24 protein-coding genes are annotated in these 24,796 nt (G+C 64.8%); 15 read left to right on the top strand and 9 right to left on the bottom strand.

The window, feature by feature from the left end; all coding sequences use genetic code 11:
- Nucleotide 1 precedes the first annotated feature (1 nt).
- Both rsmD and MUO32_RS09515 read left to right on the top strand, forming a co-directional pair.
- Nucleotides 2–562: a 16S rRNA (guanine(966)-N(2))-methyltransferase RsmD gene (gene rsmD, locus MUO32_RS09520; protein WP_257947970.1), complete on the top strand. Its 561-nt coding sequence runs from the start codon at nucleotides 2–4 to the stop codon at nucleotides 560–562.
- 26 nt (nucleotides 563–588) lie between these two features.
- Nucleotides 589–1,458, top strand: coding sequence for a patatin-like phospholipase family protein (locus tag MUO32_RS09515; protein ID WP_257947969.1), 870 nt, complete (start codon nucleotides 589–591; stop codon nucleotides 1,456–1,458).
- Here the strand turns inward: MUO32_RS09515 and MUO32_RS09510 are convergent.
- Nucleotides 1,455–3,248: a monovalent cation:proton antiporter-2 (CPA2) family protein gene (locus MUO32_RS09510; RefSeq protein WP_257947968.1), complete on the bottom strand. Its 1,794-nt coding sequence runs from the start codon at nucleotides 3,246–3,248 to the stop codon at nucleotides 1,455–1,457. The two genes, MUO32_RS09515 and MUO32_RS09510, sit on opposite strands and share 4 nt — an antisense overlap.
- 109 nt (nucleotides 3,249–3,357) lie before the next feature.
- Here MUO32_RS09510 and MUO32_RS09505 point away from each other — a divergent pair, with 109 nt between their 5' ends.
- The 6 genes from MUO32_RS09505 (at nucleotide 3,358) to lpxK (ending at nucleotide 9,136) form a co-directional block, all read left to right on the top strand.
- Nucleotides 3,358–4,704 (top strand): TldD/PmbA family protein, encoded by a 1,347-nt coding sequence (locus MUO32_RS09505; RefSeq protein WP_257947967.1) that lies wholly within the window; start codon nucleotides 3,358–3,360, stop codon nucleotides 4,702–4,704.
- A gap of 4 nt (nucleotides 4,705–4,708) precedes the next feature.
- Entirely contained in the window at nucleotides 4,709–5,512 is an 804-nt protein-coding gene (locus MUO32_RS09500) for a 3'(2'),5'-bisphosphate nucleotidase CysQ (protein WP_257947966.1), read from the top strand.
- A 59-nt stretch (nucleotides 5,513–5,571) separates the two neighbouring features.
- Nucleotides 5,572–5,808, top strand: coding sequence for a DUF4170 domain-containing protein (locus tag MUO32_RS09495; protein ID WP_257947965.1), 237 nt, complete (start codon nucleotides 5,572–5,574; stop codon nucleotides 5,806–5,808).
- A 108-nt stretch (nucleotides 5,809–5,916) separates the two neighbouring features.
- Nucleotides 5,917–7,233 carry a lipid IV(A) 3-deoxy-D-manno-octulosonic acid transferase gene (waaA, locus tag MUO32_RS09490; RefSeq protein WP_257947964.1) on the top strand — a complete coding sequence of 439 codons (1,317 nt, stop codon included), beginning with the start codon at nucleotides 5,917–5,919 and terminating at the stop codon, nucleotides 7,231–7,233.
- Nucleotides 7,234–7,248: 15 nt separating this feature from the next.
- Nucleotides 7,249–7,983 (top strand): HAD family hydrolase, encoded by a 735-nt coding sequence (locus MUO32_RS09485; RefSeq protein ID WP_257947963.1) that lies wholly within the window; start codon nucleotides 7,249–7,251, stop codon nucleotides 7,981–7,983.
- A 112-nt stretch (nucleotides 7,984–8,095) separates the two neighbouring features.
- Entirely contained in the window at nucleotides 8,096–9,136 is a 1,041-nt protein-coding gene (lpxK, locus tag MUO32_RS09480) for a tetraacyldisaccharide 4'-kinase (protein WP_257947962.1), read from the top strand.
- A 3-nt stretch (nucleotides 9,137–9,139) separates the two neighbouring features.
- Here lpxK and MUO32_RS09475 read toward each other — a convergent pair whose 3' ends face one another.
- Nucleotides 9,140–9,373, bottom strand: coding sequence for a DUF2093 domain-containing protein (locus tag MUO32_RS09475; protein ID WP_257948245.1), 234 nt, complete (start codon nucleotides 9,371–9,373; stop codon nucleotides 9,140–9,142).
- A gap of 133 nt (nucleotides 9,374–9,506) precedes the next feature.
- The gene (gene mutL, locus MUO32_RS09470; protein ID WP_257947961.1) at nucleotides 9,507–11,312 is read right to left on the bottom strand and encodes a DNA mismatch repair endonuclease MutL; all 1,806 of its coding nucleotides are present in this window, start codon (nucleotides 11,310–11,312) and stop codon (nucleotides 9,507–9,509) included.
- Nucleotides 11,313–11,577: 265 nt separating this feature from the next.
- Here mutL and MUO32_RS09465 point away from each other — a divergent pair, with 265 nt between their 5' ends.
- The 3 genes from MUO32_RS09465 (at nucleotide 11,578) to MUO32_RS09455 (ending at nucleotide 15,297) form a co-directional block, all read left to right on the top strand.
- On the top strand, nucleotides 11,578–13,317 hold the full coding sequence (locus MUO32_RS09465; RefSeq protein WP_257947960.1) for a response regulator: 1,740 nt from the start codon (nucleotides 11,578–11,580) through the stop codon (nucleotides 13,315–13,317).
- Between the two features lie 169 nt (nucleotides 13,318–13,486).
- Nucleotides 13,487–14,845 carry a bifunctional diguanylate cyclase/phosphodiesterase gene (locus MUO32_RS09460; RefSeq protein WP_257947959.1) on the top strand — a complete coding sequence of 453 codons (1,359 nt, stop codon included), beginning with the start codon at nucleotides 13,487–13,489 and terminating at the stop codon, nucleotides 14,843–14,845.
- A 116-nt stretch (nucleotides 14,846–14,961) separates the two neighbouring features.
- A complete protein-coding gene (locus MUO32_RS09455; RefSeq protein WP_257947958.1) occupies nucleotides 14,962–15,297 on the top strand; it encodes a PilZ domain-containing protein in 336 nt (111 codons plus the stop codon).
- A gap of 3 nt (nucleotides 15,298–15,300) precedes the next feature.
- Here the strand turns inward: MUO32_RS09455 and MUO32_RS09450 are convergent, their stop codons facing one another.
- Nucleotides 15,301–16,221, bottom strand: a complete 921-nt coding sequence (locus MUO32_RS09450) for a LysR substrate-binding domain-containing protein (RefSeq protein WP_257947957.1) — start codon at nucleotides 16,219–16,221, stop codon at nucleotides 15,301–15,303.
- 88 nt (nucleotides 16,222–16,309) lie between these two features.
- Between MUO32_RS09450 and MUO32_RS09445 the strand changes: the two genes are divergently transcribed.
- Complete coding sequence (locus MUO32_RS09445; protein ID WP_374708621.1) at nucleotides 16,310–17,851, top strand: trimethylamine methyltransferase family protein; 1,542 nt, start codon at nucleotides 16,310–16,312, stop codon at nucleotides 17,849–17,851.
- A 67-nt stretch (nucleotides 17,852–17,918) separates the two neighbouring features.
- Here the strand turns inward: MUO32_RS09445 and MUO32_RS09440 are convergent, their stop codons facing one another.
- The 5 genes from MUO32_RS09440 to MUO32_RS09420 form a co-directional block, all read right to left on the bottom strand.
- Nucleotides 17,919–18,632: a PRC-barrel domain-containing protein gene (locus MUO32_RS09440; RefSeq protein WP_257947955.1), complete on the bottom strand. Its 714-nt coding sequence runs from the start codon at nucleotides 18,630–18,632 to the stop codon at nucleotides 17,919–17,921.
- Nucleotides 18,633–18,852: 220 nt separating this feature from the next.
- Entirely contained in the window at nucleotides 18,853–19,737 is an 885-nt protein-coding gene (locus MUO32_RS09435) for an SMP-30/gluconolactonase/LRE family protein (RefSeq protein ID WP_257947954.1), read from the bottom strand.
- Nucleotides 19,734–20,372 carry a 2-dehydro-3-deoxy-6-phosphogalactonate aldolase gene (locus tag MUO32_RS09430; protein WP_257948244.1) on the bottom strand — a complete coding sequence of 213 codons (639 nt, stop codon included), beginning with the start codon at nucleotides 20,370–20,372 and terminating at the stop codon, nucleotides 19,734–19,736. Before MUO32_RS09430 ends, MUO32_RS09435 begins: the two co-directional genes overlap by 4 nt.
- Before the next feature lie 24 nt (nucleotides 20,373–20,396).
- On the bottom strand, nucleotides 20,397–21,314 hold the full coding sequence (locus MUO32_RS09425) for a 2-dehydro-3-deoxygalactonokinase (RefSeq protein ID WP_257947953.1): 918 nt from the start codon (nucleotides 21,312–21,314) through the stop codon (nucleotides 20,397–20,399).
- Nucleotides 21,314–22,075 carry an SDR family NAD(P)-dependent oxidoreductase gene (locus tag MUO32_RS09420; protein WP_257947952.1) on the bottom strand — a complete coding sequence of 254 codons (762 nt, stop codon included), beginning with the start codon at nucleotides 22,073–22,075 and terminating at the stop codon, nucleotides 21,314–21,316. The genes MUO32_RS09425 and MUO32_RS09420 overlap by 1 nt, the downstream gene beginning before the upstream one ends.
- Nucleotides 22,076–22,175: 100 nt before the next feature.
- On the opposite strand from MUO32_RS09420, the gene MUO32_RS09415 reads away from it, so the two are divergent.
- The 3 genes from MUO32_RS09415 (at nucleotide 22,176) to MUO32_RS09405 (ending at nucleotide 24,791) form a co-directional block, all read left to right on the top strand.
- Nucleotides 22,176–22,964 carry an IclR family transcriptional regulator gene (locus tag MUO32_RS09415; RefSeq protein WP_257947951.1) on the top strand — a complete coding sequence of 263 codons (789 nt, stop codon included), beginning with the start codon at nucleotides 22,176–22,178 and terminating at the stop codon, nucleotides 22,962–22,964.
- A 261-nt stretch (nucleotides 22,965–23,225) separates the two neighbouring features.
- The gene (locus MUO32_RS09410; RefSeq protein WP_257947950.1) at nucleotides 23,226–23,963 is read left to right on the top strand and encodes a LuxR family transcriptional regulator; all 738 of its coding nucleotides are present in this window, start codon (nucleotides 23,226–23,228) and stop codon (nucleotides 23,961–23,963) included.
- Nucleotides 23,964–24,047: 84 nt separating this feature from the next.
- Nucleotides 24,048–24,791 carry a LuxR family transcriptional regulator gene (locus tag MUO32_RS09405; protein ID WP_257947949.1) on the top strand — a complete coding sequence of 248 codons (744 nt, stop codon included), beginning with the start codon at nucleotides 24,048–24,050 and terminating at the stop codon, nucleotides 24,789–24,791.
- The last annotated feature ends 5 nt before the right edge of the window (nucleotides 24,792–24,796 follow it).

Raw genomic sequence — 24,796 nt, 5'->3', positions numbered from 1 at the left:
GGTGCGGATCGTCGGCGGAGAGTTTCGCGGTCGTTCGCTCGCGACGCCGAAATCGGATGACATTCGTCCGACGACGGACCGCACGCGCGAGAGCCTGTTCAACATCCTCTCCCACGCCCATCCCGAGGCGCTCGACGGTACGCGCGTGCTCGATCTTTTCGCGGGCACCGGGGCCGTCGGCCTCGAGGCGCTGTCGCGCGGCGCACGCGCCGTGCTCTTCGTCGAACAGAGCGTCGAGGGCAGGGGACTGCTGCATTCCAACATCGAGGCGCTGGGCGTGATCGGCCGCGCCAAGATTTTCCGGCGCGACGCCACGGCACTCGGCGGCGTCGGCACGGTGGAACCGTTCGATTTCCTCTTCGCCGATCCGCCCTATGCCAAGGGGCTGGGTGAAAAGGCGCTGGATGCGGCGGCCCGCGGCGGCTGGCTCGTCGATGGCGCCCTTGCGCTGCTGGAAGAGCGCGCCGATATTCAGCCTGCCGCTATCGATGGTTTCGATCACCTGGAAACCCGCACCTTCGGCGATACGCGCATACATTTCTACCGCTACCGATCCGGCTGATCTTATCTTTTGGGGAGACTTGAACGATGACCGATGCGCTCGTTTCCGTCCCTGCTCCCCGCAAAACCGGTCCAACCGTCGCCCTGGCGCTTGGCGGCGGCGGCGCGCGTGGCCTTGCCCATATCCATGTGATCGAAGTCCTCGACGAACTCGGCATTCGGCCGGTGCTTATATCGGGCGCCTCCATCGGCGCTATCATGGGCGCGGCGATGGCGGCGGGCATGACGGGCCGGGAAATCCGCGAGCATACGCTGACCGCCATTGGCCGGCCGAGCCAGATCATGAACCGGCTGTGGAGCCTGCGTCCCACCGGCCTGTCCGAAATGGTGGCCGGCGGCTTCCGTGTCGGGCAGTTCAATCTGGAGCGCGTGCTGAAGGCCTTCCTGCCGGATCGCCTGCCTGAAACGTTCGAAGAACTTGATATTCCTCTGAAAGTCGTCGCGGCGGACTACTACGCCCAATGCGAATGCGTCCTGGACAGCGGCCCACTGTTGCCGGCGGTGGCCGCCTCCGCCGCGTTGCCGGCCATCTTCCGCCCCGTCGTGCTTGGTGGGCGCGTCATGATCGACGGTGGGCTATGGAACCCCGTGCCCTTCGATCATCTCGCCGGCAAGGCGGATATCACTATTGGCGTCGACGTCGTCGGCCAGCCGCCGGCCGGCACGGCGGAGGTGCCCAACAGCATCGACAGCCTGTACGGCGCTACCCAGCTCACCATGCGCTCCATCGTCACGCTGAAGCTGGAAAAGGGCGCTCCCGACATCTTCCTGCGCCCCGATGTCGGCCGGTTCCGCGTGATGGATTTCGTCAAGGCGGAGGAAGTGCTGGCGGCGTCGGCCGGCATCCGTGACGAGCTGAAACGGGCGCTGGACGAGAGGTTTGCTGCCCTTCGCTAAGCGCTCTCCTCTTCGTCGGCCTCGGCCTGCGTTTTCTTCTTCGGCTTGACCAGCGGCTCCGGCTTCACCGGCTTGGAGTGCAGCATGTGCCGCCCCGCCGAAATGCCCTCGGCGGCCTGCAATTCCAGCCGCGCCACGTCGCGGCGGCGGATGTCGTCGCTGATGGCGAGCGCGTCGTCCGGTTCCACGCCCAGTTCCTCCAGCGTTTCCCGGCCGAAGACGAGGGCGGATTCGAAGGTTTCGCGCACGTCGTGCTGTACCCCGCGGGCGCGCAGCGAGAGTGTATGGACGCGGTCGTAGGAGCGGGTGAAGATCGTCGCGTTGGGATATTCCGATTGCACGAGATCGACGATGCGATCCGTCGTCGCCTTGCCCTGCGTGCAGATGGCGACGATCTTGGCGCGCTCGATGCCGGCGGCGCGCAGCACGTCCTTGCGCGTGCCGTCGCCAAAATAGATGCGGAAACCGAAATTCGCGGCCTGGCGCACACGGTCCGTCGAATGATCGATGACCGTCACGTCGCGTCCGCCGGCCAGAAGAATCTGCGCGGCGATCTGGCCGAAGCGCGAAAAGCCGATCATCAGCACGTCCGCGCCGGCCCCCTCGAAATCCTCCTCCATCTCCTCCTCGATATCCTCGACGAGCAGGAAGCGCGACAGAGCGGCGGCGATCGGGGTCAGTGCCATGGAGATCGTGACGACGGCGATCAGCAGCGAGGCGAGGTCGCCGGAGAAAATGCCGGCGGCGGAGGCGGCGGTGAACAGCACGAAGCCGAATTCGCCGCCCTGGGGCAGCACGAGTGCGATGCGCACCGCATCGTTGTGCGGGGATCCGGTGAAGCGGCACAGGCCGTAGATGACGAGGCTTTTCACCAGCATCAGCGCCGGCGTCGCGACGACGACGAGCAGCCAGCGGTCGAAGATGACGTCGAGATGCAGCGACAGGCCGACCGCCATGAAAAACAAGCCGAGCAGGATACCGCGGAAGGGTTCGACATCCGCCTGCAGCTCATGGCGGTAGGACGAATCGGCCAGCAGCACGCCGGCAAGGAAGGCGCCCATGGCCATGGAGAGCCCGGCCATTTGCAAGAGCATGGCGGCGGCGAGTACGACGAAGAGGGCGGCTGCGATCATCGCCTCGCGCGCGCCGGTGCGCGAAATCACCTGGAAGAGCGGGTTCAGGAGATAGCGGCCGGCGACGAGCAGGGCGGCGATCGCCGAGAGCGCGACGAGGAAGTCCTCGAAGGCGCTCGTCGTGTCCTCCGGCGCCTGTTCGGCCAAGAGCGGGATCAGCGCCAGCAGCGGCACGATGGCCAGATCCTGCAAGAGCAGCATGGAAAAGGCCCGCTGGCCATAGCGCGTGTTGGTGTCGCCGCGCTCGTCGAGGATCTGCATGGTGAAGGCGGTGGAGGAAAGCGCGAGGCCGAAACCGATGATCAGCGCCCCGTCCCACCGTTCGAGGCCAGCCATCAGCGTCAACCCCGCCAGAACAAGGCCGGTGACGATGACCTGCGCGGTGCCGAGCCCGAAAATATCGTGCCGCATCGCCCAGAGGCGCGAGGGCTTCAGTTCAAGCCCGATGAGGAAGAGCAGGAAGACGACACCGAGCTCGGCGACACCGAGCAATTCCTCGCCGTCTCGGATCTGATGCAGGATCGGGCCGATGACCACCCCGGCGGCGAGATAACCGAGGATCGTGCCGAGTCCCAGTCGCTTGAAGATCGGTGCTGCCAGCAGCGCGCCCCCGAGCATCAGGAGGACCTCGTTGTAGGGGCTGTGGGTATAGGCCATGCGGCAGGGCTTTCTCAGGACGGGACCGGCTCTTCAGGCAAAAAAGAACGCTCGCCCTTGATGCCTGTGCCGGCGCACAATAAATGGGGCATCAAAGAAAGGCCAAGTCATGTCAGAGACGATCGATTCCGCAAGCCTTCTCGCACGCGCCGGCGAACTTATCGACCGCGCCATTCAGGCGGGAGCCGACGCGGCCGATGCCGTGGTCGTCCGGGGACGGTCCTCGTCAGTCAGCGTCCGGCTCGGCAAGGTCGAGGGCACCGAGGCCTCCGAGAGCGACGACTTCTCGCTGCGCGTCTTCGTCGGCAAGCGCGTGGCCAGCGTCTCGGCCAATCCGGGCTTCGACCTGAAGGTGCTCGCCGAACGCGCCGTCGCCATGGCCAAGGCATCGCCGGAAGACCCCTATGCGACGCTTGCCGCCGAGGCGGACCTCGCAAGGGACTGGCCGGACCTTGAGCTTTACGACCCGACCGAAGTCTCCGCCGAACAGCTGAGCGAAGCGGCCCTTGCCGCGGAAGCCGCAGCGCTCGCCGTCTCCGGCATCACCAATTCCGGTGGGGCCGGGGCCTCGGCAGGCATGGGCGGCCTGGTGCTCGCCACGTCGCATGGTTTCTCCGGTGCCTACAGCGCCAGCCGCTTCGGCCGCTCCGTCAGTGTCATCGCTGGCGAAGGCACGAAGATGGAGCGCGACTACGACTTCGATTCGAGCCTCTACTTCGCCGACCTGCGCGATGCGGAAGAGATCGGCCGCGAAGCCGCCGCCCGCGCCGTGCGCCGCGTCAATCCACGTCAGGTCCCGACGGCCAGGAACGTCACCGTCGTCTACGATCCGCGCGTGTCGCGCGGTATTGCCGGCCATATCGCCGGTGCGATCAACGGCGCCTCCGTTGCCCGCAAGACCAGCTTCCTGCGCGACCGCATGGGCCAGCAGGTCCTGAAGGCGGGCCTTTCCGTCACCGACGATCCGCTGATCGTGCGCGGCTCCTCCTCGCGTCCCTTCGACGGCGAGGGCATCACGGGACAACGCCTCGCCATGATCGAGGACGGCGTGCTGCAGCACTGGTTCCTCTCCACCTCCACCGCCAACGAGCTCGGCCTCAGGACGAATGGCCGTGGCGTGCGCGGCGGCACCTCGGTCAATCCCGCATCGACCAACCTCGCGCTGGAGCCGGGCGACATTTCTCCTGAAGATCTCATTCGCTCCATCGGCAATGGTTTCTACATCACCGAGCTGATCGGCCAGGGCGTCAACATGGTGACGGGCGAATACAGCCGTGGCGCGTCCGGCTACTGGATCGAGAATGGCGAACTGACCTTCGCCGTTTCCGAGGTCACCATCGCCTCGAACCTCACCGACATGTTCCTGCGCATCACGCCGGCCAACGACATCGACCGTTCGTTCGGTGTCGCGGCGCCCACGCTCGCCATCGAAGGCATGACGCTGGCCGGGACGTGAGACCATGGCCGAACCCTCCCCATGGACTGCCGATCTCGACCTTCTCGTCGGTGCCGCGCGTCTTGCCGGTGCGCGCGCCCTCGATTTCTTCCGCAAGGGGCCGGATGTCTGGTGGAAGAACGGCGGCCACTCGCCGGTGAGTGCGGCCGATTTCGCGGCCAATGACATCCTCAAGACGGAACTGCTGTCGGCCCGGCCGAACTATGGTTGGCTCTCGGAGGAAACCGACGACGATGCCGGCCGGCTCGATTGCGAGACCGTCTTCGTCATCGACCCGATCGACGGTACGCGCGCTTTCATCGCGGGCAAGGACATCTGGTGCGTCAGCGCCGCAGTGGTGCACAACGGCCGGCCCGTCGCGGGCGTGCTCTTCGCGCCCTCGCTCGATGAGGTCTTCACGGCGGCCGAGGGCGGTCCGGCGCTGAAGAACGGCCAGCCGATTGCCGCGACGCAGCCCGATACCGGGCGCCCGATGCGCGTCGCCGCGCCGGAGGACATGGCAAACGATATCCAGCGCCGGCTGGAAGGCGGCGTACACCGCATCTCGCATGTGCCGTCGCTTGCCTATCGCCTCGCCATGGTGGCGGACGGGCGGATCGATGCGACGCTGGTCAAGCGCAACGCGCACGACTGGGATCTGGCGGCCGCCGATCTCATCCTGTCGCGCGCCGGCGGCTCGCTCGTCACGCTCGATGGGCGGCTGTTGTCCTACAACCGCCCGAGTGTCAGCCACGAGACGCTGGCTGCGGCCGGTTTGTCCCGGCTTTCCGGGCTTGTCGAGGCCTCCCGGCACCTTGCCGGCCATTGACCTTTGGCTTGGAATACCGCAAACCGTCTGCCGAAATCGGATCAAAAAAAGAGAGAAACATGACCGAGTCGAATGAACCCAAACAGCTTCTTCATCTCGTGTTTGGCGGCGAGCTGACGACCCTCACCGACATGCAGTTCCGCGATCTCGACAAGCTCGACATCGTCGGCATCTATCCGGATTATGCCAGCGCGCTGGCCGCCTGGAAGTCCAAGGCGCAGCAGACCGTCGACAATGCGCATATGCGTTATTTCATCGTGCATATGCACCGCCTGCTGGACCCGCAGCAGGGCTGAGACGCGTTTTCGCCACCGTTCCGCGCGATGTGAAGGTCGCGCCGAACCCAGGAGCAGACCTCCCATGATGCCGAACACCCCCAAAGCCGCAACGAAGGTGCCCTGCCCATGAGCAGACGGCTCGCCCGTTTAGCACTTTCGCTGTATCGCTGGGGCGGTGTCGCGCTCTATCCGATCGTCGGCCCCTACCTTGCCTACCGCATTGCCAAGGGCAAGGAAGAGCGGTCGCGCCGCCGTGAACGCTATGGCTTCGGCGGTGTTCCGCGCCCGGCGGGTCCCCTCGTCTGGTTCCATGCGGCAAGTGTGGGTGAAACGCTCGCCATCGTGCCGCTCGTCAAGGAAGTGCGCCGCCGCGGCATCGCCGTGCTTTTGACCACGGGCACGATCACCTCGGCGAAGGTCGTCAAGGAACGGCTGGGCGCCGATGTCATCCACCAGTATGTGCCGCTCGACATGAAGCCGGCGATCAGCCGTTTCCTCGAATATTGGCACCCGGACCTCGCGATCATGGCGGAGTCCGAGATCTGGCCGATGACCATTCTGGAACTCGGCAAGCGTCATATCCCGCAGGTGCTGGTCAACGGCCGTATTTCGGACCGCTCTTTCCCGCGTTGGAAGCGGCGCATGGCGATCGCCGATGCGATCTTCGAGAATTTCGCGCTCGTCATCGCCCAGTCGGAAACCGATGCGGACAGGTTTCGCACGCTCGGCGCGCTGCCGGTCATGGTGTCCGGCAATCTCAAGGTGGATACGGATGCGCCGCCGGTCGACCGCGCCGTGCTGAAATCCTATCTCGACCAGATCAGGGGCAGGCCCACCTGGGCGGCGATCTCCACCTTCGAGGGGGAAGAGGCGGCGGCCGGCAATGTGCATCGCGTCCTCAAGGAGCGCACGCCCGGCCTTCTCACCATCATCGTGCCGCGCCATCCCGAGCGCTGCGACGCCATCGACGACATGCTGACTGCCCGCGGCATCAAGGTCGCCCGCCGCACCCGCGGCGACGCGCTGACCCCGGAAACGGATGTCTTCCTCGGCGATACGATCGGCGAGATGGGGCTTTATCTGCGTCTGACCGAGATCGCCTTCGTCGGACGCTCGCTGTTTGCCGAGGGCGGGCAGAACCCGCTGGAGCCGGCCATGCTCGGCTGCGCGGTCCTTTCGGGCGGCAATGTGCAGAATTTTCGCGAGGCCTATCAGCAGCTCGCCCGCAACGGCAGCGCCAAGATGGTGCGCGACGTGGAAATGCTGGCCAAGGGCGTGCATTATCTGCTGACGAACGAGGCGATGCGCAAGCAGATGATCGAGGCGGGACAGGAGACCGTGCAGGAAATGCGCGGCGCGCTGAAGGCCACGATCAAGGGCCTCGAACCCTACATCAATCCCCTCACCGTGAAGGCGCGGCTGCATCCGCGCCAGACGTCCTGAAAGGACTAGGGCAGCATGACCAAGGCGGCGACGATCTCAGGCATTCTCTTCGACAAGGACGGCACGCTGCTGGACTATGCCAAGAGCTGGATACCGGTGAACTACGAACTCGCCCGCATCGCCGCCGCCGGTGACGAGGCTCTGGCTCGCAGGCTCTTGATGGCGGGCGGCATGGATCCGGATACCGGCTACGTCACGCCCGACAGCCTGCTTGCCGCCGGCAATACGGTGGAGATCGCCGAAGGCTTCGTCGCCGCGGGCGCCCCGTTCACCATCGAAGCGCTCACCGAGCTTTTCGATGGTCTCTTCGCCAATTCCGCCCAGCTTGCGGTCGCCGTCACGGACCTCGCCGATTTCTTCGCCACCCTGCATGCCCGCGGCTACTGGTTGGGCGTCGCCTCCAGCGACAACGAAGCGTCGATCCGCGCGACGGCAAAACGTTTCGGTTTCGATGGCTACCTGCACTATGTCGCCGGCTATGACAGCGGCTACGGCGTCAAACCGGAACCGGGCATGGTGCTTGGCTTCTGCGCGGCGACCGGTCTCGAACCGCACCAGATCGCCATGGTCGGCGACAACAACCACGACCTTCACATGGGTCGTAGCGCCGGCACCGGCCTCACCATTGCGGTGCTGACCGGCACGGGGTCTCGCGAAACGCTGTCGGCCGCGTCGGACTACTGCCTCAACGACATCACCGAACTCGTGCCACTCTTCCCGGAAGCCGCCGTCGCGCGCCCGGCGGCGTGAATGGTCTTTCTGCCAGCTTGATACCTTCATACGCTCTCCGGCAGTTGATTTTCGCCGTCGTCTCGCGTTTTCTGGCGCGACGACCGGGTCGGGATGCCCGCGGGGAACTGCAATGGTAAGTGAAGCGCCGCCGTTCTGGTGGACGAAGCCGGACTGGCGCGCCTATGCGCTGTGGCCCGTCTCGTGCCTTTATGGGCTGATCGCCGGGCGGCGCATGCGCAAGGGCCGCCGTGCCGACGTGCCGGTGCCCGTCATCTGCGTCGGCAACTTCACCGTCGGCGGGGCTGGCAAGACGCCGACGGCCATCGCGCTCGCCCGCGCCGCCAAGGCGCGCGGCCTGAAACCCGGTTTCCTGTCGCGCGGCTATGGCGGCTCGCTCGATGTGACGACCGTGGTCGATCCGCATCACCACCGCGCCCGCGCTGTCGGCGACGAACCTCTGCTGCTCGCCCGCGAGGCGCTGACCGTCATTTCCCGCAAGCGCATCAAGGGTGCCATGAAGCTGGTGGAGGAGGGCGCCGACCTCATCATCATGGACGACGGCTTCCAGAGCGCGCAGCTGACCTTCGACTATGCGCTGGTCGTCATCGACACGCGCCGCGGCATCGGCAACGGCTATCTCGTGCCGAGCGGGCCGGTGCGCGCGCCGCTATCGGAGCAGATGCGCCAGGCGAACGCCCTGCTGGCCATCGGCAATGGCGATGCCGCCGACCGGCTGATCCGCCAGGCCGCACGCGCCGGCAAGGCGATCCATTCGGCGAGCCTCGTCACCGTCGGCGCGGAAGACCTGAACGAAAAGGTCGTCATGGCCTGGTCGGGCATCGCCGACAATGAAAAATTCTTCCGCACGGTCAACGAGACGGGCGCGCATCTCTATGTCTCGCGCAGCTTCCCGGATCACCACCATCTCAGCGACGACGAAGTCGAGGAAATCCTCGACCATGCGGTCGCGCATGACTATCAGCTCGTCACCACGTCCAAGGACAGCGTGCGTCTTGCCGGCGGTCATGGCCGCTCGGAAGAGCTGAAGGAGAAGAGCCGGGTGATCGAGGTGGAAATCCGCTTCGACGATCCGAAAGGGCCGGACGCGATCATCGACGCGGCGATTGCCGGCGCGAGGCGGCGCAAGCTGCACCGGCTGGCGGAGAAATAAGGCTTAGCGCTTCTGGTTCGGCAGGGCGCCGGCGCGCTTTTCCGCATCCAGCGAGGCGGCGCAGCTGGCATAGGCCTCCTGCCGGGCCACGCTCCAGTAGCGCAGTTCATCGACCGGAATGGTCTCGCCGGTCATGGCGCAGGTGACATGCGTGCCCGGCATCAGGATCTGGAAATCGCCGTCGAGATAGCGGATCTTCGCTTCCCGGCTGCCGGCGCGGCCTTCAAAACGGTTCATCATCGATTTCAGCATCCATCTCATATGGAGCAACTCCAGCGAAAGCGCACAGCGGTTTGCGTCCGAAATTGCGTCAAAAAACTGTCATTCTGCCATATCGCGGCGGAAGCCAAAATTCCAGCGGTTTTGGCCGTCAGCTCCGGCCGAACAGCCGTTCGATGTCGGAAAGCTTGAGCTCGATATAGGTCGGCCGGCCATGGTTGCACTGGCCGGAACCCGGCGTCGCCTCCATCTGGCGCAAGAGCGCATTCATTTCCTCCGGCCGCATGCGACGGCCGGACCGCACCGAACCGTGGCAGGCCATGGTGGCGGCGAGATAGTCCAGCTTGGCTTTCAGTCCGCTTGCCGTGTCCCATTCCGCAAGCTCGTCGGCCAGCTGGCGGATGAGGCCGGCGGCGTCCATCTCACCGAGCATGGCCGGGGTTTCGCGCACGGCGATGGCGCCCGGGCCGAAACGTTCGATGCCGAGGCCGAGCTTGGCGAATTCCTCGGCATGGGCGACGAGCCGGTCGCAATCGTCCTCGGGCAGATCAACGATCTCCGGGATCAGCAGGGCCTGCGCCGGCACCGCGCGGGAATGCAGCGCATTGCGCATCGCTTCGAAGACGAGGCGTTCATGGGCGGCATGCTGATCGACGATGACCAGTCCGTTCTCGGTTTGCGCAATGATGTAGTTCTCGTGCAGTTGCGCACGCGCCGCGCCAAGCGGATGGCTCTGCGGCGGCTCTTCCTCGCGGGTGGCGATGGAGGGCGTGAACGCCGGCTCGCTGCGTGCCGAGGGGCTGGCGAACTCGGCAAAGCCCGTCTGCTTTTCGCGGAAGGAGGTCGCCGGAGCCGCGGCGGTGTCGAAAGGCCGATAGGGCGAGGCTGCGGGCGTCCAGGGCGCGGCCGGCCGGGGCACTTCCGGGCGGAAGGCGCGCATCAGGCCGCTCGCCCCCGTGGTGGAGGCTCGGTCGCCTTCGCGGGCCAGCGCCTCGCGGATCGCACCGATGATGAGACCGCGCACCAGGCCGGGATCGCGGAAGCGCACGTCAGACTTCGCCGGATGCACGTTGACGTCGACCAGCGCCGGATCGATGTCGATGGCAAGCACCGCGACCGGGTAGCGCCCGTGCGGGATCGTCTCGGCATAGGCGGCGCGCAATGCCGACCAGATCAGCTTGTCCTGCACCGGCCGTCCGTTGACGAAGGCGAACTGGTTGAGGCTGTTGCCGCGATTGAAGGTCGGCACGCCGGCAAAGCCGGTCAGCCGCACGCCTTCTCTTTCTGCCTCGATCTCGATGGCATTGTCGCGGAAATCGCGGCCGAGCACCTGGGCGATGCGGGCGAGCCGGTCCGTTCCGGTCGCCGGGAACTCCAGCGTCGTGCGGTCGGAGCCGGAGAGAACGAAGCGCACGTGCGGGAAGGCGATCGCCATGCGCCGCACCACGTCCGAGATCGCCGAGGCCTCGGCCCTCTCGCTCTTCAGGAATTTGAGACGCGCGGGTGTGGCGAAAAACAGGTCGCGCACTTCCACCACTGTGCCGCGGTTGGCGGCGGCCGGGCGCACCGGCTCCACCTTGCCGCCCGTCACGCTGATCTCCGCGCCTTCGCCGGCTTCCGCCGTGCGGCTGAGCAGCGAGAGTTTCGCCACGGAACCGATCGACGGCAGCGCCTCGCCGCGGAAGCCCAGCGTTCGGATATCGAGAAGGTCCTTGTCCAGCTTGGAGGTGCAGTGGCGGCGGATCGCCAGCTCGAGATCGGCAGGGGCCATGCCGCCGCCATTGTCGGTGACGCGCAAAAGCGTCTTTCCGCCACCCGCCGTCGCGATCTCGATGCGCGTCGCGCCCGCGTCGAGTGCGTTCTCGATCAGCTCCTTGGCGGCACTTGCCGGCCGTTCGATCACTTCGCCTGCGGCGATCTGGTTGATGAGGGTCTCGGAAAGCTGCCTGATGCTCATGCCGCCATTTTCGCGGATTCGCCGCCGTCCCGCCAGTGGCTTCCGCCGCTTATCCCGGTTCCTTCATGACGGCGGCATGAAATCGTTTAATCAGGCTTTAATAAAATGCTGCGAACGTGCTCCTGCGCTTGTATGACCGCAAGCCAGCCGGGTTTTCCGGTGGACGATTGCAGCGTCGCTGGCCGCTGTCATTCCCGATGTCCCAAGGCGTTTGCGCGCCGTTCAGCATGTTCATCGGAATGCCAGACAGGCGAGGACTGCCACAATGAATGATGTAGCGTCGCTTGACGCGAGCATCCGGTTGGGAATGTTCGAGGCTGCGTGCGATATCCTCGCCGCCGCCGTGATCGTCTACGACAAGAACGATTGCCTCGTCTTCGCCAGTCGCCAAGTCCTGCGCTATTTTCCCATTCCCGCCGATACGCTCAAACCCGGCACACGCCTGCGCGACGTGCTCGGCGCGATCTTCGACACCGGCGTGCGCTACGGCATTCTGCCCGAACAGCGCCACAAGGTCGTCAACCGCGAGGAATGGGTCTCCGCGCAGATTTCCGTGCACTGGCGCGAACAATACGATGCCGTCGAACGCCTGAGCCGCGACCGCTGGCTGCATTTCCGCAAGCGCCGCCTGCCGAACGGCTACAACGTCACCACGCTGGTCGATATTTCCGAGCAGAAGAAGCAGGAAGAGCAATGGCGCTCAGACCTCGATCGCATCGCGCTGACCGAGGAAATCCTTCAGACGGTGCCCTCGCCGGTGATCGTCAAGGACCGCAACCTCGCCTATATCGCCGCCAACAAGGCCTTCTGCGCCATCTATAACGCGACGCCCGACGGCATTCTCGGCCGCACGGTCTGGGACCTTGCAGACGCGGAAAATGCCGAGCGCATCGAGCGTAGCGACCGCATGGTTCTGGAAACCGGCGAGCCGTTCGTGCTGCCCGAGCATGTCATACGCGCCGACGGCTCGGACCTCTATGTCATCACCCGCAAACACCGAATCGGCGCGCCGGGCCATCATGTCGTCGTCACGGTCATGGACGACGTGACGGCGCTTGTTGCGCGCACGACACCGGTGTCGGACGAGGGCGACACGTTGCTGCGCGTGCCGGGCGGCTTCGTCGAGGGGCAGAACTGCTTCGATCCGGTGCGTGACGCCGAACGCCGGCTTCTCCTGGAACAGCTCGGCGCGGAAGACCTGCGCGCCGTTCCCGGCAAGCGCGTGCTGGTCGCCACCCCCAACACGCGCATCGAGGAGATCCTCGTCGGCGAGTTCAAGGCGCGCGGCGGCGACTGCTGCGCGGTGCGCAGCCGCAACGAGTTCGACGGCTTCCTGACGCTCGCCGAACGCCAGGGGCTTACGATCGATCTCATCATCCTGGATGACAACATGCCCGATCACGAGGCGATGCTCGGCCGTGGCCATGGCATCGCCACGCGGCGGATCACGCCCGATGGCATCGGCCCGGATTTCATGCGCGTGCTCGTCGAGGAACACGAGCTGCTCTCGGAAAACGATTCACCGCTCGGCGATATCCTCACGCCCGTCTCCTTCTCCGACGACTGGTACATCGCGACCGACATCACCGCCATGCTGCCCGCCGCCGTCGGGGACGTGGAGGTGCTGGTGGCGGAGGACAACCAGATCAACCAGTTCGTCTTCTCGCAGATCCTCGAAGGTCTCGGCATCTCGCACCGCATCGCCGAAAACGGCGAGGAAGCGGTCATGCTCTGGCGCAAACATCAGCCGCGTCTCGTGCTGATGGACATCTCCATGCCCGTGATGAACGGCATCGATGCGGCGAAGGAAATCCGGCGGGCGGAGGAGCTGACCGGAACTCATACGCCCATCGTCGCCGTCACGGCCCAGGCGCTCAATGTCGACATGCAGAACTGCATGGATGCCGGCATGGACGACTACATCACCAAGCCGGTCAGCCCTGACATGATTGAAGCCATTTATCGGCGCTATGCCGCCGGGAAGCTGGAGAGATCCGTCGCGTAGGCAAGTTCCGCAAAAGGGAGAAGCCTTAGGTTGAGGCGTGCAGGTCAACTCCCCAGATTTGGGGAGGGCGGTGGGCAGGACTGACGATCGCTTGCTATGCTTTTGTTAACGGTCGTGGCGCATCGTGGATCGGTCTTCGGAGGTAAGGTGCAAGTACGGGAAATCATTGATGAAGTCTGCTGATCATGCGGCGCTGGATGTTTCCCAGAATGACCTCCATGCCATGGCCTACACCGACCCGTTGACCGGGCTCGGCAATCTCTACCGCCTGCGAGACAAGGTTCGCCAGATCGCCAAGGAGCGTGAGGAGGACCCGGCTCCCTTCGCCATCGGCATCGCCAATCTCGACGGCTTCAAGCCGATCAACGACCTTTTCGGGCCGCGTGCCGGGGATGAAATCCTCTGCCAGGTGGCGCACCGACTGAAGGCCTGCATTCCCGATGGCGCCACCGTCACCCGCCATGGCGGCGACGAATTCGCCTTCGTGCTGCCGCTCGTCTTCGAGCGCAAGGGCGCGGAGAAGATCGGCCAGATGCTGCGCGAGGTGCTGTCCGCCCCCTTCGATCTCGGCGATCGCAACGTGCGCCTCTCGGCCTCCTTCGGCTTTGCCATCTATCCCTTCGCCGGCGAGGATTTCACGGAACTCTTGAAGAGCGCCGATACCGCGCTCTACCGTTCCAAGCGTCGCGGCCGCGGCCAGATTACCGTCTATTCGCAGGAAATCGCCCAGGAGATGAAACGGGCGACGCAGCTCGAACAGGCGCTGCGCAATGCCATCATCGCCAATGAGGTGGACGTGCATTTCCAGCCGATCGTCAGCCTGCGCGACGACACGGTCGTCGGCTTTGAGGCGCTCGCCCGCTGGTGCGATGCCGATCTCGGCTATGTCTCGCCTGCCGCCTTCGTGCCGCTCGCCGAAGAGCGCGGCTTCATCGATGCGCTGTCGGATACGCTGCTGCGCAAGGCGGCAGAGGCAGCACTCTCCTGGCCGAAGGAACTCTTTCTCTCCTTCAATCTTTCCTCCGCTCAGCTGATGGATCCGAAGACGGCGTTCAACACGCTGGCGATTCTCAACCGCGTCGGGCTCGATCCGCGCCGGCTGGAACTGGAGATCACCGAAACCGCCGTCATGACGGATGCCGACACCGCCCAGAAGATCGTTGGCGAACTGCGCGCTGCGGGCGTGCGCATCTCGCTCGACGATTTCGGCACTGGCCAATCGAGCCTCGGGCGGCTGCGCGATTTCACCTTCGACAAGGTCAAGATCGACCGCGCCTTCGTCTCGCGCATCTCCAACGACAAGGCGTCGGAGCATATCATCAAGGCGATTGTCGCCATGTGCGAAGGCCTGAATCTCGCCGTCGTCGCCGAAGGTATCGAGGATTTCTCCGAGGCGCTGAAGCTCAAGGCGCTCGGCTGCGGCATGGGGCAGGGCTATTTCTACGGAAAGCCGGCCGACGCCGTCGCCACCATGCGCTACCTTGCCGACCGCTACGTGACGGTCGAGGGCCGCGCCGCCTCCGCCTGAAGCGTCCGGCGTCCCCAAATATGTCACTTCCTTAAAATTGTACCGTCCGGTTTAGCGGGGCGGCAAATACTCCTGACTATGCTCCCAGCAGAAAGAACAATTGGGGGTTAACAGGGATGGCGACCATCAAGGACATGCCCGTCAGGGGCAACGATCGTTCCAGGGTTCGCATTTTTGCCGAGGTCCGCGTCATGCACCAGACGTCGCGGGCGCGCGTCGTCGATCTCTCATCGACCGGCATGGCCCTCGACCTGGAAAAGCCGCTCCAGGCCATGCCCGGCCAGATGGTGACAATCGAGAGCGAGGAGCTTGGCCGCCTGAGCGGAACGGTGCGCTGGTATTCGAACGGCCGCCTGGGCATCCAGTACAAGCTGTCGAGCAATGCGCTGGCGCAGATCAATTCCTATTTCCGCTTCTTCCACGAAGAGGTGAAGCCGGTGCTGCGGCGCTAGCCGTCAGACCTCCCGGCTGAGCCGCCCTTCCTCCACCAGCCAGTCGCGCACGCGGCGCGCCGGGCCGTTGAGTTCGCGCGAGCGCGGCCAGACGACGTAGAAGCCTTCGTCGAGTTCCAGCGAATGGCCGCCGACAGGAACGAGTGCGCCCGAGCGCACCTGTCCCTCGATGAGGTGGCGCCAGCCGAGCGCGACACCTTCTCCCGCCAGCACCGCCTGAATGACGAGCACATAGTCGTTGATGGCGAGCCGCCGCGCCTGCGCGGGATAGCGCACGCCGGCGCTGGCAAACCATTCCGGCCAGTCGCAGGCCGCGCGCACCGGCTCTTCCAGATGGATGAGCGGCAGTTTCAGAAGCTCTTCCGGCGTCTTCGGATGCCCGCGGCTTTCCACGAAGGCGGGGCTTGCGACGGCGGTGACGACCTCCGGTGCGAGCAATGCCGCATGGTAGCGCGGCCACTTCGCCGGGTCGCCGCCGCGGATGCCGAGCGGGATCGTCTCTTCGTCGAGATCGAGATCGCGCACGCTGGTCTGGATGCGCAGGTCGATATCCGGCAGGTCGGCGCGAAGCTTGGCGAGCCGCGGCAGCATCCACATCGAGGCGAAGGCGGTGGAGGCCGACAGTGTGACATTCGCCTCGCGGCCCTTGGCCCGGATATCCTCCGCCGATTTCTGGATGCGCGACAGGCCGAGCGTCACATCCGCATGGAAGCGTTCGCCCGCATCGGTCAGTTCCACGGCGCGATGGATGCGGTGGAAGAGCGCCACACCGAGCTGTTCCTCCAGATTGCGCACCGAATAGGAGACGGCCGCCTGCGTCATGCCAAGCTCCTGGGCGGCGCGGGTGAAATTCTGGTGCCGCCCGGCAGCCTCGAAGATGATGAGGCTGGAGGCGGAAGGGAGTAGGCGGCGCAGGGTTTCCATAAATTGAGATTATAGTGTCGAATAAATTTTTCCAGCGTTACAGCGGGCTTTTTCACGCCTAGCCTCATCTCCAATTATGGAGGTGAGCATGGGTGTAGCAGCAACGATCGAAGCGCCGGCACGGCGGGGCAGGGGCACGCGGCGTGACAATGCCGCAAAGCCGCTTGGCGTGCCCTATATCGTGCGCGGCATCCCGACCTATGACGTGCTGTCGGAGGAAAACCTCCAGAAAGTCGAGCGTGCGGCCGACCGCATCCTGGCGGAAGTCGGTATCGAGTTCCGCGACGATCCCGCAGTACTCGATCACTGGAAGCGCGCGGGCGCCAAGGTGGAAGGCCTGCTGGTGCGCTTCGAACCCGGCATGCTGCGCGAGATCGTCTCCTCCGCGCCGGCCGAGTTCACGCAACATGCCCGCAACCCCGCCAATAACGTGCAGATAGGCGGCAGGAACGTCGTCTTCTCGCCGGCCTATGGCTCGCCTTTCGTGATGGATCTGGACAAGGGGCGGCGCTATGGCTCGCTCGAGGATTTCAGGAATTTCATCAAGCTCGCCCAGTCGAGCCCCTGGCTGCACCATTCCGGCGGCACGATCTGCGAGCCGGTCGACATCCCCGTCAACAAGCGCCACCTCGATATGGTCTACAGCCATATGAAATATTCCGACCGCGCCTTCATGGGCTCGATCACGGCGGAAGATCGCGCGGAGGATTCCATCGACATGGCGCGCATCCTGTTCGGCGCCGATTTCGTCGACAAGAACTGCGTCATCCTCGGTAATGTCAACGTCAACTCGCCGCTCGTCTGGGACGGCACGATGACCAAGTCGCTGCGTGCCTATGCCCGCGCCAACCAGGCCGCCGTCATCGTGCCCTTCATTCTCGGCGGCGCGATGGGGCCGGTGACGAATGCCGGCGCCATTGCCCAGTCCTTCGCCGAAACGCTGGCCGGTTGCGCGCTGACGCAGCTGGAGCGCAAGGGCGCGCCGGTCATTTTCGGCAACTTCCTGTCCTCCATGTCGCTGCGCTCGGGCTCGCCGACTTTCGGCACGCCGGAACCGGCCATCGGTTCCATGGTCGTCGGTCAGCTGGCGCGGCGCCTGAAGCTTCCGTTGCGCTGCGCGGGAAATTTCTCGAATTCGAAGCTGCCGGACGGGCAGGCGATGCAGGAAGGGCTGATGTCCATGCTGTCGGCCGTGCATTGCGGGGCGAACTTCATCCTGCATTCCGCCGGTTTTCTCGACGGCCTGCTTGCCATGTCCTACGAGAAATTCGTCATGGACGCGGATCTCTGCGGCGCGCTGCACTCCTATCTCGCGGGCGTGGTTGTCGATGACAACACCCTCGCCATGGACGCCTTCCTGCAGGTCGGTCCGGGCAGCCATTTCCTCGGCTGCGATCATACGATGCGCAACTACCAGACGGCCTTCTGGGATTCGACGCTGTCGGATAACGAGCCCTTCGAGAAATGGAGCCAGGAGGGCGGCTCGACGGATATCGCGACGCGCGCCAACCGCCAATGGAAGAAGACGCTCGCCGAGTATGAGGCACCGCCGCTCGACATCGCCGTCGACGAGGCGCTGTGCGACTACATGGAGCGCAAGAAGGCCACCATGGCCGACGCCTGGTACTGACCGCATGAAAAACCCGGTGGCGCAGGGAGCGCCACCGGGCTGGAGGTCAGTCAGAAGACCTGTCGGCTTATTCGGCCGGCTGGGTCGTGGCCGGGGCCGTGCCCGTATCGGTCGTCGATGCGGTCGTCGACGTATCGACCGGGGTATTGGCCTGGCGTTCGGCGACCTGCTGCGACTTGGTCTTGAATTCCGGCGCAGCCTGCAGGCTTTCGGCGGTTTCCGAGGTCGTCAGCTTGACATCGTCGGAGTCGGGAACCTGCGTGATCGAGATTTTCTCGAACGGAACGGCGACCCACTTTTCACCGATGCCGAGGAAGCCGCCGACACCGATCACGGCAGCGTCGACACCGCCGCTCTTCGCCATGATCAGATCGGAGATCTTGCCGATGCTTTCATCGCCGCTGTTGTAGACAGCCTGGCCGATATAGGTGTTGGCGCTGATCTGTTCATCCGACTGCGCCGTCAGATAGTCGCCACCTGCGGCCGGAGCCTGGGCGGTGTCTTCCATGGGTGTTGCCGGGGTCTGAGCCGTATCCTCGGTAGCCGTGCCGGTGGCCGGCGTCTGGGCCGTGTCTTCGGTCGGCGTCGTGCCGGGATTGGCGGCGGTGTCGCCGGGTGTCGTGCCCGTGGCGCCTTCGGTGGCCATGCCCGGCTGCTGATCCATCGTCTGGGTCTGGTCGGTCGCGGGCTGGGTGGTGTCCTGCGCATAGGCCGCGGGAGCAAGCGCAGCGCCGAGGAAAATTGCACTGGCGGCAACGGAAGTAAGAAGCTTGTTGGTCATTTGGAACCTGCCTTTTCGTCTCTCGTTGGCATCAAGGCGCGGCGGTGATTGAAAGGCCGTCCGCACCCGCTGATGGTTAGAGAACGGCGCCCCCCTTGTTTGGTTCCGATAAAAATTGCCTTCTTTTTGATCGCCCAGATACTTAAGCTATGCATAAAAAACGGCCCCGGATCGGTGAATCCGGAGCCGCATGCGCGCGTTCAGTGAAAAAGACGGTGTCTCAGATCGAGAATTTCGGTTCGAACCGGCCTTTGACGGCAATGCCGAGCTCGAAGGTCCGGCCGGCATGCGGATCGGCAAGGCGGGCGGCATCGTCCATATCCTGCCAGGCGGAGGTCACCAGCAGCCGGTCGGCGTTCTTGCCGATGAAGGCCGGGCAGCTCGACTGCGAGGCAGGCACCAGATAGCGCGCGACCTTGGTGCCGTCAGGCTTGTAGACATCGACGGCGTTGGAACCCCAGCGCGCATTCCAGATCAGCCCATCCGCATCGCAGACCGAGCCATCGACGCCGCCCGAGGTCCCGCTCTCGTCGCTCAATAGCTCCGGCTCGCCGACGGGGAGGCCCGTTTTCGGATCGAGCGCCACACGCATCAGGTGGTTGATATCCGTATCGGTGAAATAGCCGGTGCCGCCATCGGGCGAAAAGCAGATGCTGTTCGGGATGGTGATGTTGGAGAAGAGTTTTGTCACCGTCGTGCCGGCGACGTGGTAGATCGCGCCGGAATGCTTTTCCGCCCGCCGGCCCATCGTGCTCGCCCAGAGCGCGCCGGAAGGGTGCACGCGTCCGTCGTTCGAGCGGTTGACCGGATTGTCTTCCAGCCTGGCAAAGGGCGCCAACGTGCCATCCGCGACGCTGTGGATGAAAAGGCCCTGATCGGAGACGATGAGCTGGCGCTCGGCATCCACGACGGCGAGAACGCTGCCGAGGAAGGGCAGGTCGTGCACGGCCTTGCTCATGGTGGGGAGATGCAGTTCGTGCAGTTTCCGGCCTTTGATGTCGAACCAGAACGCCTTGTCGGTCGCCGGATCGTAGGTCGGGCCTTCGCCGAGCTGGCAATCGACCTCATCGAGGATGCGGCCGGTGAAGGAATGGGTCTCGGTCATCGGCTGGCTCCATAGACGGCGTCATAGGCTTCGATCGTTGCCTTGGCGCGGGCGCGAACCTCTTCGGCGCCCATGCCGACCTTGTAGAGGCTGGAGCCGAGGCCGAAGCTGCGGATGCCGATGGCGGCATAGTCGCCAAAATTCTTTTCCGACACGCCGCCGACGGCCGCGATCTCCAGTTCCGCAGGCAGGATGGCACGGATCGCCTGGATGCCGGACGGGCCGAGCACGCTCGCCGGGAAGAATTTCAGGCCCGTGGCACCGGCGCGGGCAGCGGCAAGCGCCTCGGTCGGCGTGAACACGCCGGGCATCGTCACCATGCCCCTGGCCGCGGCCGTCGAAATGACGTCGGGTTCGACATTCGGGCTCACCATCAGCTTTCCGCCGACCGAGTCGAGCCTGACCACGTCGCCCACCGTCAGGACGGTGCCGGCGCCGATCAGGCAGCCCTCGGGCGCCATCTTCACGGCGGTCTCGATGGACTGGAAGGGCTCGGGCGAGTTCAGCGGGATTTCGATCGCCGTAAAGCCGGTCTCGATCAGTGCGCCAACCACGGCTTCCGTCTCGGCAGGCTTCAGGCCGCGCAGGATGGCGATCAGCGGATATTTCATCGGGGGAAAGGGAATGCGGCTCATCATGTGTGCTTTCGTGGGGAGGAACTAGAGGGACCAGAGCGCCTTGGCGCCTGCGGCAAGGCCGTTTCTTACGGCCGTGTCGGCGTCGATCACGACAGGCGACAGGCCGGCGGCGGCGAGGGCCTCACCATAGAGCGCGCCGAGCCCGCCGGAAACGACCAGCGCCACCGGCGTGCCTTCGGCGACGAGCGACAATGCGCCGGCAATCTCCAGCCCGATCAGCGTGCCCGAGAGACGCGCTTTCGCGTCGTCAGGTACAAGGCCCGCGATCAGCGCGCCGGCGCGCACGGAAAACAGTTGGCTCGTTGCCAGCGCCGGGTTTTTCACCATCCGGCCGACGGCGGCACGGAAGGCGGCGTTGTTGCCGGAGACCGGGCCGGCCTCGGCAATCGAATGGCTGAGGATGGTATTTTTGGCGATGGCATCGAACAGCTCGCCCGTCATGAAGGTCGAAAAACCTTCGACCCTGCCGCCGGAGAGGCGCACCCACTTGCTGTGCGTGCCGGGCATGCAGACGAGGTGGTCGCCGTCGCCGAGTTCGCCAGCCGCGCCGAGCAGCTGCGTTTCCTCGCCGCGGATGACGTCGGGTGCCGTCGCGTCGCGCTGGGCCAGGCCGGGCAGGATGCGGATATCGGCCTCGACGCCGGGAATGCGCACGGCTGCAGCGGGAATGTCGAGAAGGGCGGCGGGCGTATCGAGATAGCCGGCCTCGACCCAGCCCTGCTTGGCGCCGGCCATGCCGCAGATCAGGACGGGCAGGTTTTCCGGCGCACCGATGGCCCGGAGATGGGTATCGAGAACCGCCTCGAAGCCGGTGCGGGCGGCGGTCGTCATGCCTTCGTCGCTGCGGCGCTCGGCGAGCACGCTGCCATCCTTGCCGATGAGCCAGAGGCGGAAGCTGGAGGTTCCCCAGTCAACCGCGACATATGCAGGTTCAGTCATCAGAGCATGCCTCCATCGACGATGAGCGTTTGTGCGGTGATGGCGGCGGAAGCGTCCGACGCCAGGAAAAGGCAGGGGCCGATCATGTCATCGGCGATGAGCGAGCGCTTCAGGCATTGCCGCGCGATGCCGCCGGCAATATCGGCCTCGTCGATCCACAGGCGTTTCTGCCGCTCGGTCAGCACCATGCCGGGCAGGATGGCGTTGACGCGGATATTGTCCGGTCCGAGCTTGCCGGCAAGCGACTTGGTGAGGCCGACGATGCCCGCCTTCGCCGCGGCATAACCGGGCAGTTCCCCCATATTGAGCAGGTAGGCGATGGAGGAGAAGTTGACGATGGACCCGCCGCCGCCCGCCCGCATATAGGGTGCGACCGCCTGTGCGGCGAAGAAGTGAGGGCGCAGGTTGACCGCCTGGTTCTCGTCCCAGTCGTCGGGCTCGACGCTCTCCAGCGCGTGCCGGTCGTCGCGCGCCGCATTGTTGACGAGCACGCGCAGGCTCCCGAGCACGTCCGCCGCTTCGGCAATGGCCGCACGCAAGGCTGCGATGTCGCGCAGGTCCACCCTTATATAGTGGGGAAGATGGGCGACCTTGCCTTCGAGTTCGGAAACGAGCGTGCGGCTTGCCACCTCGGCGATGTCGAGAAAGGCGACGCGCGCGCCCGCCGCTGCAAAACCGGCGACCAGGGCAGCGCCAATGCCCGAGCCGCCCCCGGTGACGAGCACGCCTTGTCCTGCAAGGTCGGGATAGCCGACTGCCATCGTTTCCTCCAAAGCGTTCCGATATTTGGAACTGAGTTTGATTATTTGGAATTATTCCGCTAGCTTTAGCTTCAAGTCAAGACGGACGAGAGGCAAGGCGATGGAATCGGACGCGGACGGCGAGGGAAGCACGGGCACGCTCGGCAAGGCCATCGGCATTCTTGAAACCGTGGCGCTCGCCGACCGGCCCATGCGCTTCACCGATGTGCTCACCGTCAGCGGCCAGCCGCGCGGCACGTTGCACCGCCAGCTTTCCCATCTCGTGCAGGAGGGGCTTTTGGAGCTTCGGCCCGACCACGCCTATGTGCCGGGCCTGCGCCTGCTCAAGCTCGCCTCGGCGAGCTGGGCACGCAATGAATTCCGCGCGGTTGCCGCCCCCTTCCTGGAGGCGCTGCACCGGGAGACGGGGGAGACCGTGCATCTCGGCGTGCTGCGCGGTCGGGAGATCATCTATCTCGACAAGGTGGAAAGCCGGCAGGCCGTGCGCATGAACTCGCAGATCGGCAATGCCTCGCCCGCCTTCTGCACGGGGGTCGGCAAAGCTGCGCTTTCGACGCTCGACGGCGCGGCGCTCGAAAAAATTCTCGCCGAAACGGAGTTTCGTCGTTTCACGCCGCATACGATCCCCGACCGGTCGTCGCTGATGGCCGAACTCGACCGCATCAGGCAAAGCGGCATCGCCTTTGATCGGGAGGAGCACGAGCCGGGCATCCGCTGCGTCGCCGCACCTGTCTTCGATGCCGGCCGTTCGCTCGTCGCGGGCATTTCGGTGACGGGACCGGCCTATCGCGTCAGCGAGGCGCAACTCGGCGCGTGGGCGCCGCTGGTCCAAGACACGGCCCGCGGCATCATGGCGGAACTGTCGGCACGGCTTGGTCCGCAACGGTAGGTCGTGACGATTGGTCCGTGAATGGTCGCATGGTTGTCTTGTAGGCCCATTTTACGGTAAATTAGAAAATCGCGCTGGACGTGACTGGGGGCCGCCATTAGCTTCCGTGATGACCAGCTTCGAAGTTGCGTCGCCTGCCGCGGACTTGAGCGCGGTTCATCGAACATACTTGCATTGGGATACGGGGGTTCCTGAAGCAAGCAGTGCATTGTGTGGCATGTTTTGCCGCGCGGTTGCGTGCGTGCTGAAGGAAGGTTGGACATGGTGGATCGATTCCATACGACATCTGCGCAATCCCAGACACGCTGGGGCCGTGGCCTATCGGCGATGGGCTCGCAGGACGACATTACCGAGACGCTTGACGGCCTCGCCAAGCGGTATGGCCTGCGCGGCTATCTGCTGATCAACGTACCCTCGGAAACCTCGACGGACTTCTCTTCGAGCGTGCTTTTGACCTCGTGGCCGGACGAGATGCTGAAGACCTATGACCATGCCGGTCTGATCTTCGGGAGCCCCGTCATCGAGCGGCTGCGCCAGAGCACCAATCCCTTCGCCTATGATGCCGATGGCACCAACCGCCGCCGCCTGGATGGCAAGGCGGCGATTGCCACGTCTCTCTTCGAAAGGCATGGCATGACGCGCGGCGCCTATTTCCCGGCGCACAATTCCGCAGGCCTGCGCGGCGCGCTGGCCTTCGGCGGCACGCGCGAGGCCCTCGATCCGCGGGAAATGGCCGAACTCAACGCCGTTGCCAATCACATCTTCACCGAAATGGTCGAGATCAAGGCCGGGGTGGGACAGCACGCGCCCCTGTCGCGGCGCGAGATCGAATGCCTGTCCTGGGCCTCGGCCGGCAAGACGAGCGTCGAAATGTCGGAAATCCTCGGCCTCTCCGAATATACGGTCAATCATTATCTGAACCGGGCGACGCGCAAGCTCGATGCGGTCAACCGGGTACAGGCGGTCGCCAAGGCGATCCGCGCCGGACTTTTGAACTGATGCATAAAATAACCTTGAGATTGTCTGGAATGCGTACGGTCCCGCTCCAAATGCCCAAGGCGATAAAAAGAAATGCGGGGAACAATGACAACTGACGAAACAAGCGGCGGTGAAAACCAGCTGCAGGACGACGGCGCCGAGATCGCCGCCCTTGAGACCCAGTTCGACATCGTGCGCTACATGCGGCGCAAGTGCGAACAGTATGGCCTGAAGTTTTTTATTGTCTTCACGTTGCCGGGCTTCGAGGCGGAGAAGCTCTCGGCCTATTCCATCGTCAGCAACTGGCCGCAGGAAATTCTCGCCAAGTACGATGCGCTGCGCATGGTTCGTCACAGCGCCGGTATCCGCAAGCTGCGCCTGACGACGGTGCCCTTTTCCTACGATATGCGCGAATGGATCGGCGACTCCTCCGAGGCGACGGATTTTTCCGAACTGCTCGACTTGATGAACAATCACGGCATGCTGGTCGGCCACTTCTTTCCGGTGCACGATGCGCTCGGCAATCGCGGCGCGGTCGTCTGGGGCGGTGACGGTGCCGTGCTCAGCCGCGATGACCGGCTGATGCTACAGATGATCTCCGTCCATCTCTTCAACCGGCTGGCTGAAATCGGCGCGGCGTGGAAGTCGGGGCAGGTGGTGCTCACCGAGCGCGAGATCCAGTGCCTCAGCTGGACGGCGGCGGGCAAGACGAGCCTGGAGATCGCCGAAATCCTCGGCCTCTCCGAACACACGGTCAACCACTACCTCAACCAGGTCACCCGCAAGCTGGAAGCGGTCAACCGCACCCAGGCGGTGGTGAAGGCGATCCGCCGCGGGCTGATCGCCTAGCTCTG

The sequence above is a fragment of the Shinella sp. CPCC 101442 genome, assembly GCF_024704725.1.
GTDB lineage: Bacteria > Pseudomonadota > Alphaproteobacteria > Rhizobiales > Rhizobiaceae > Shinella.
This window is presented reverse-complemented; position numbering and strand designations above follow the sequence as displayed.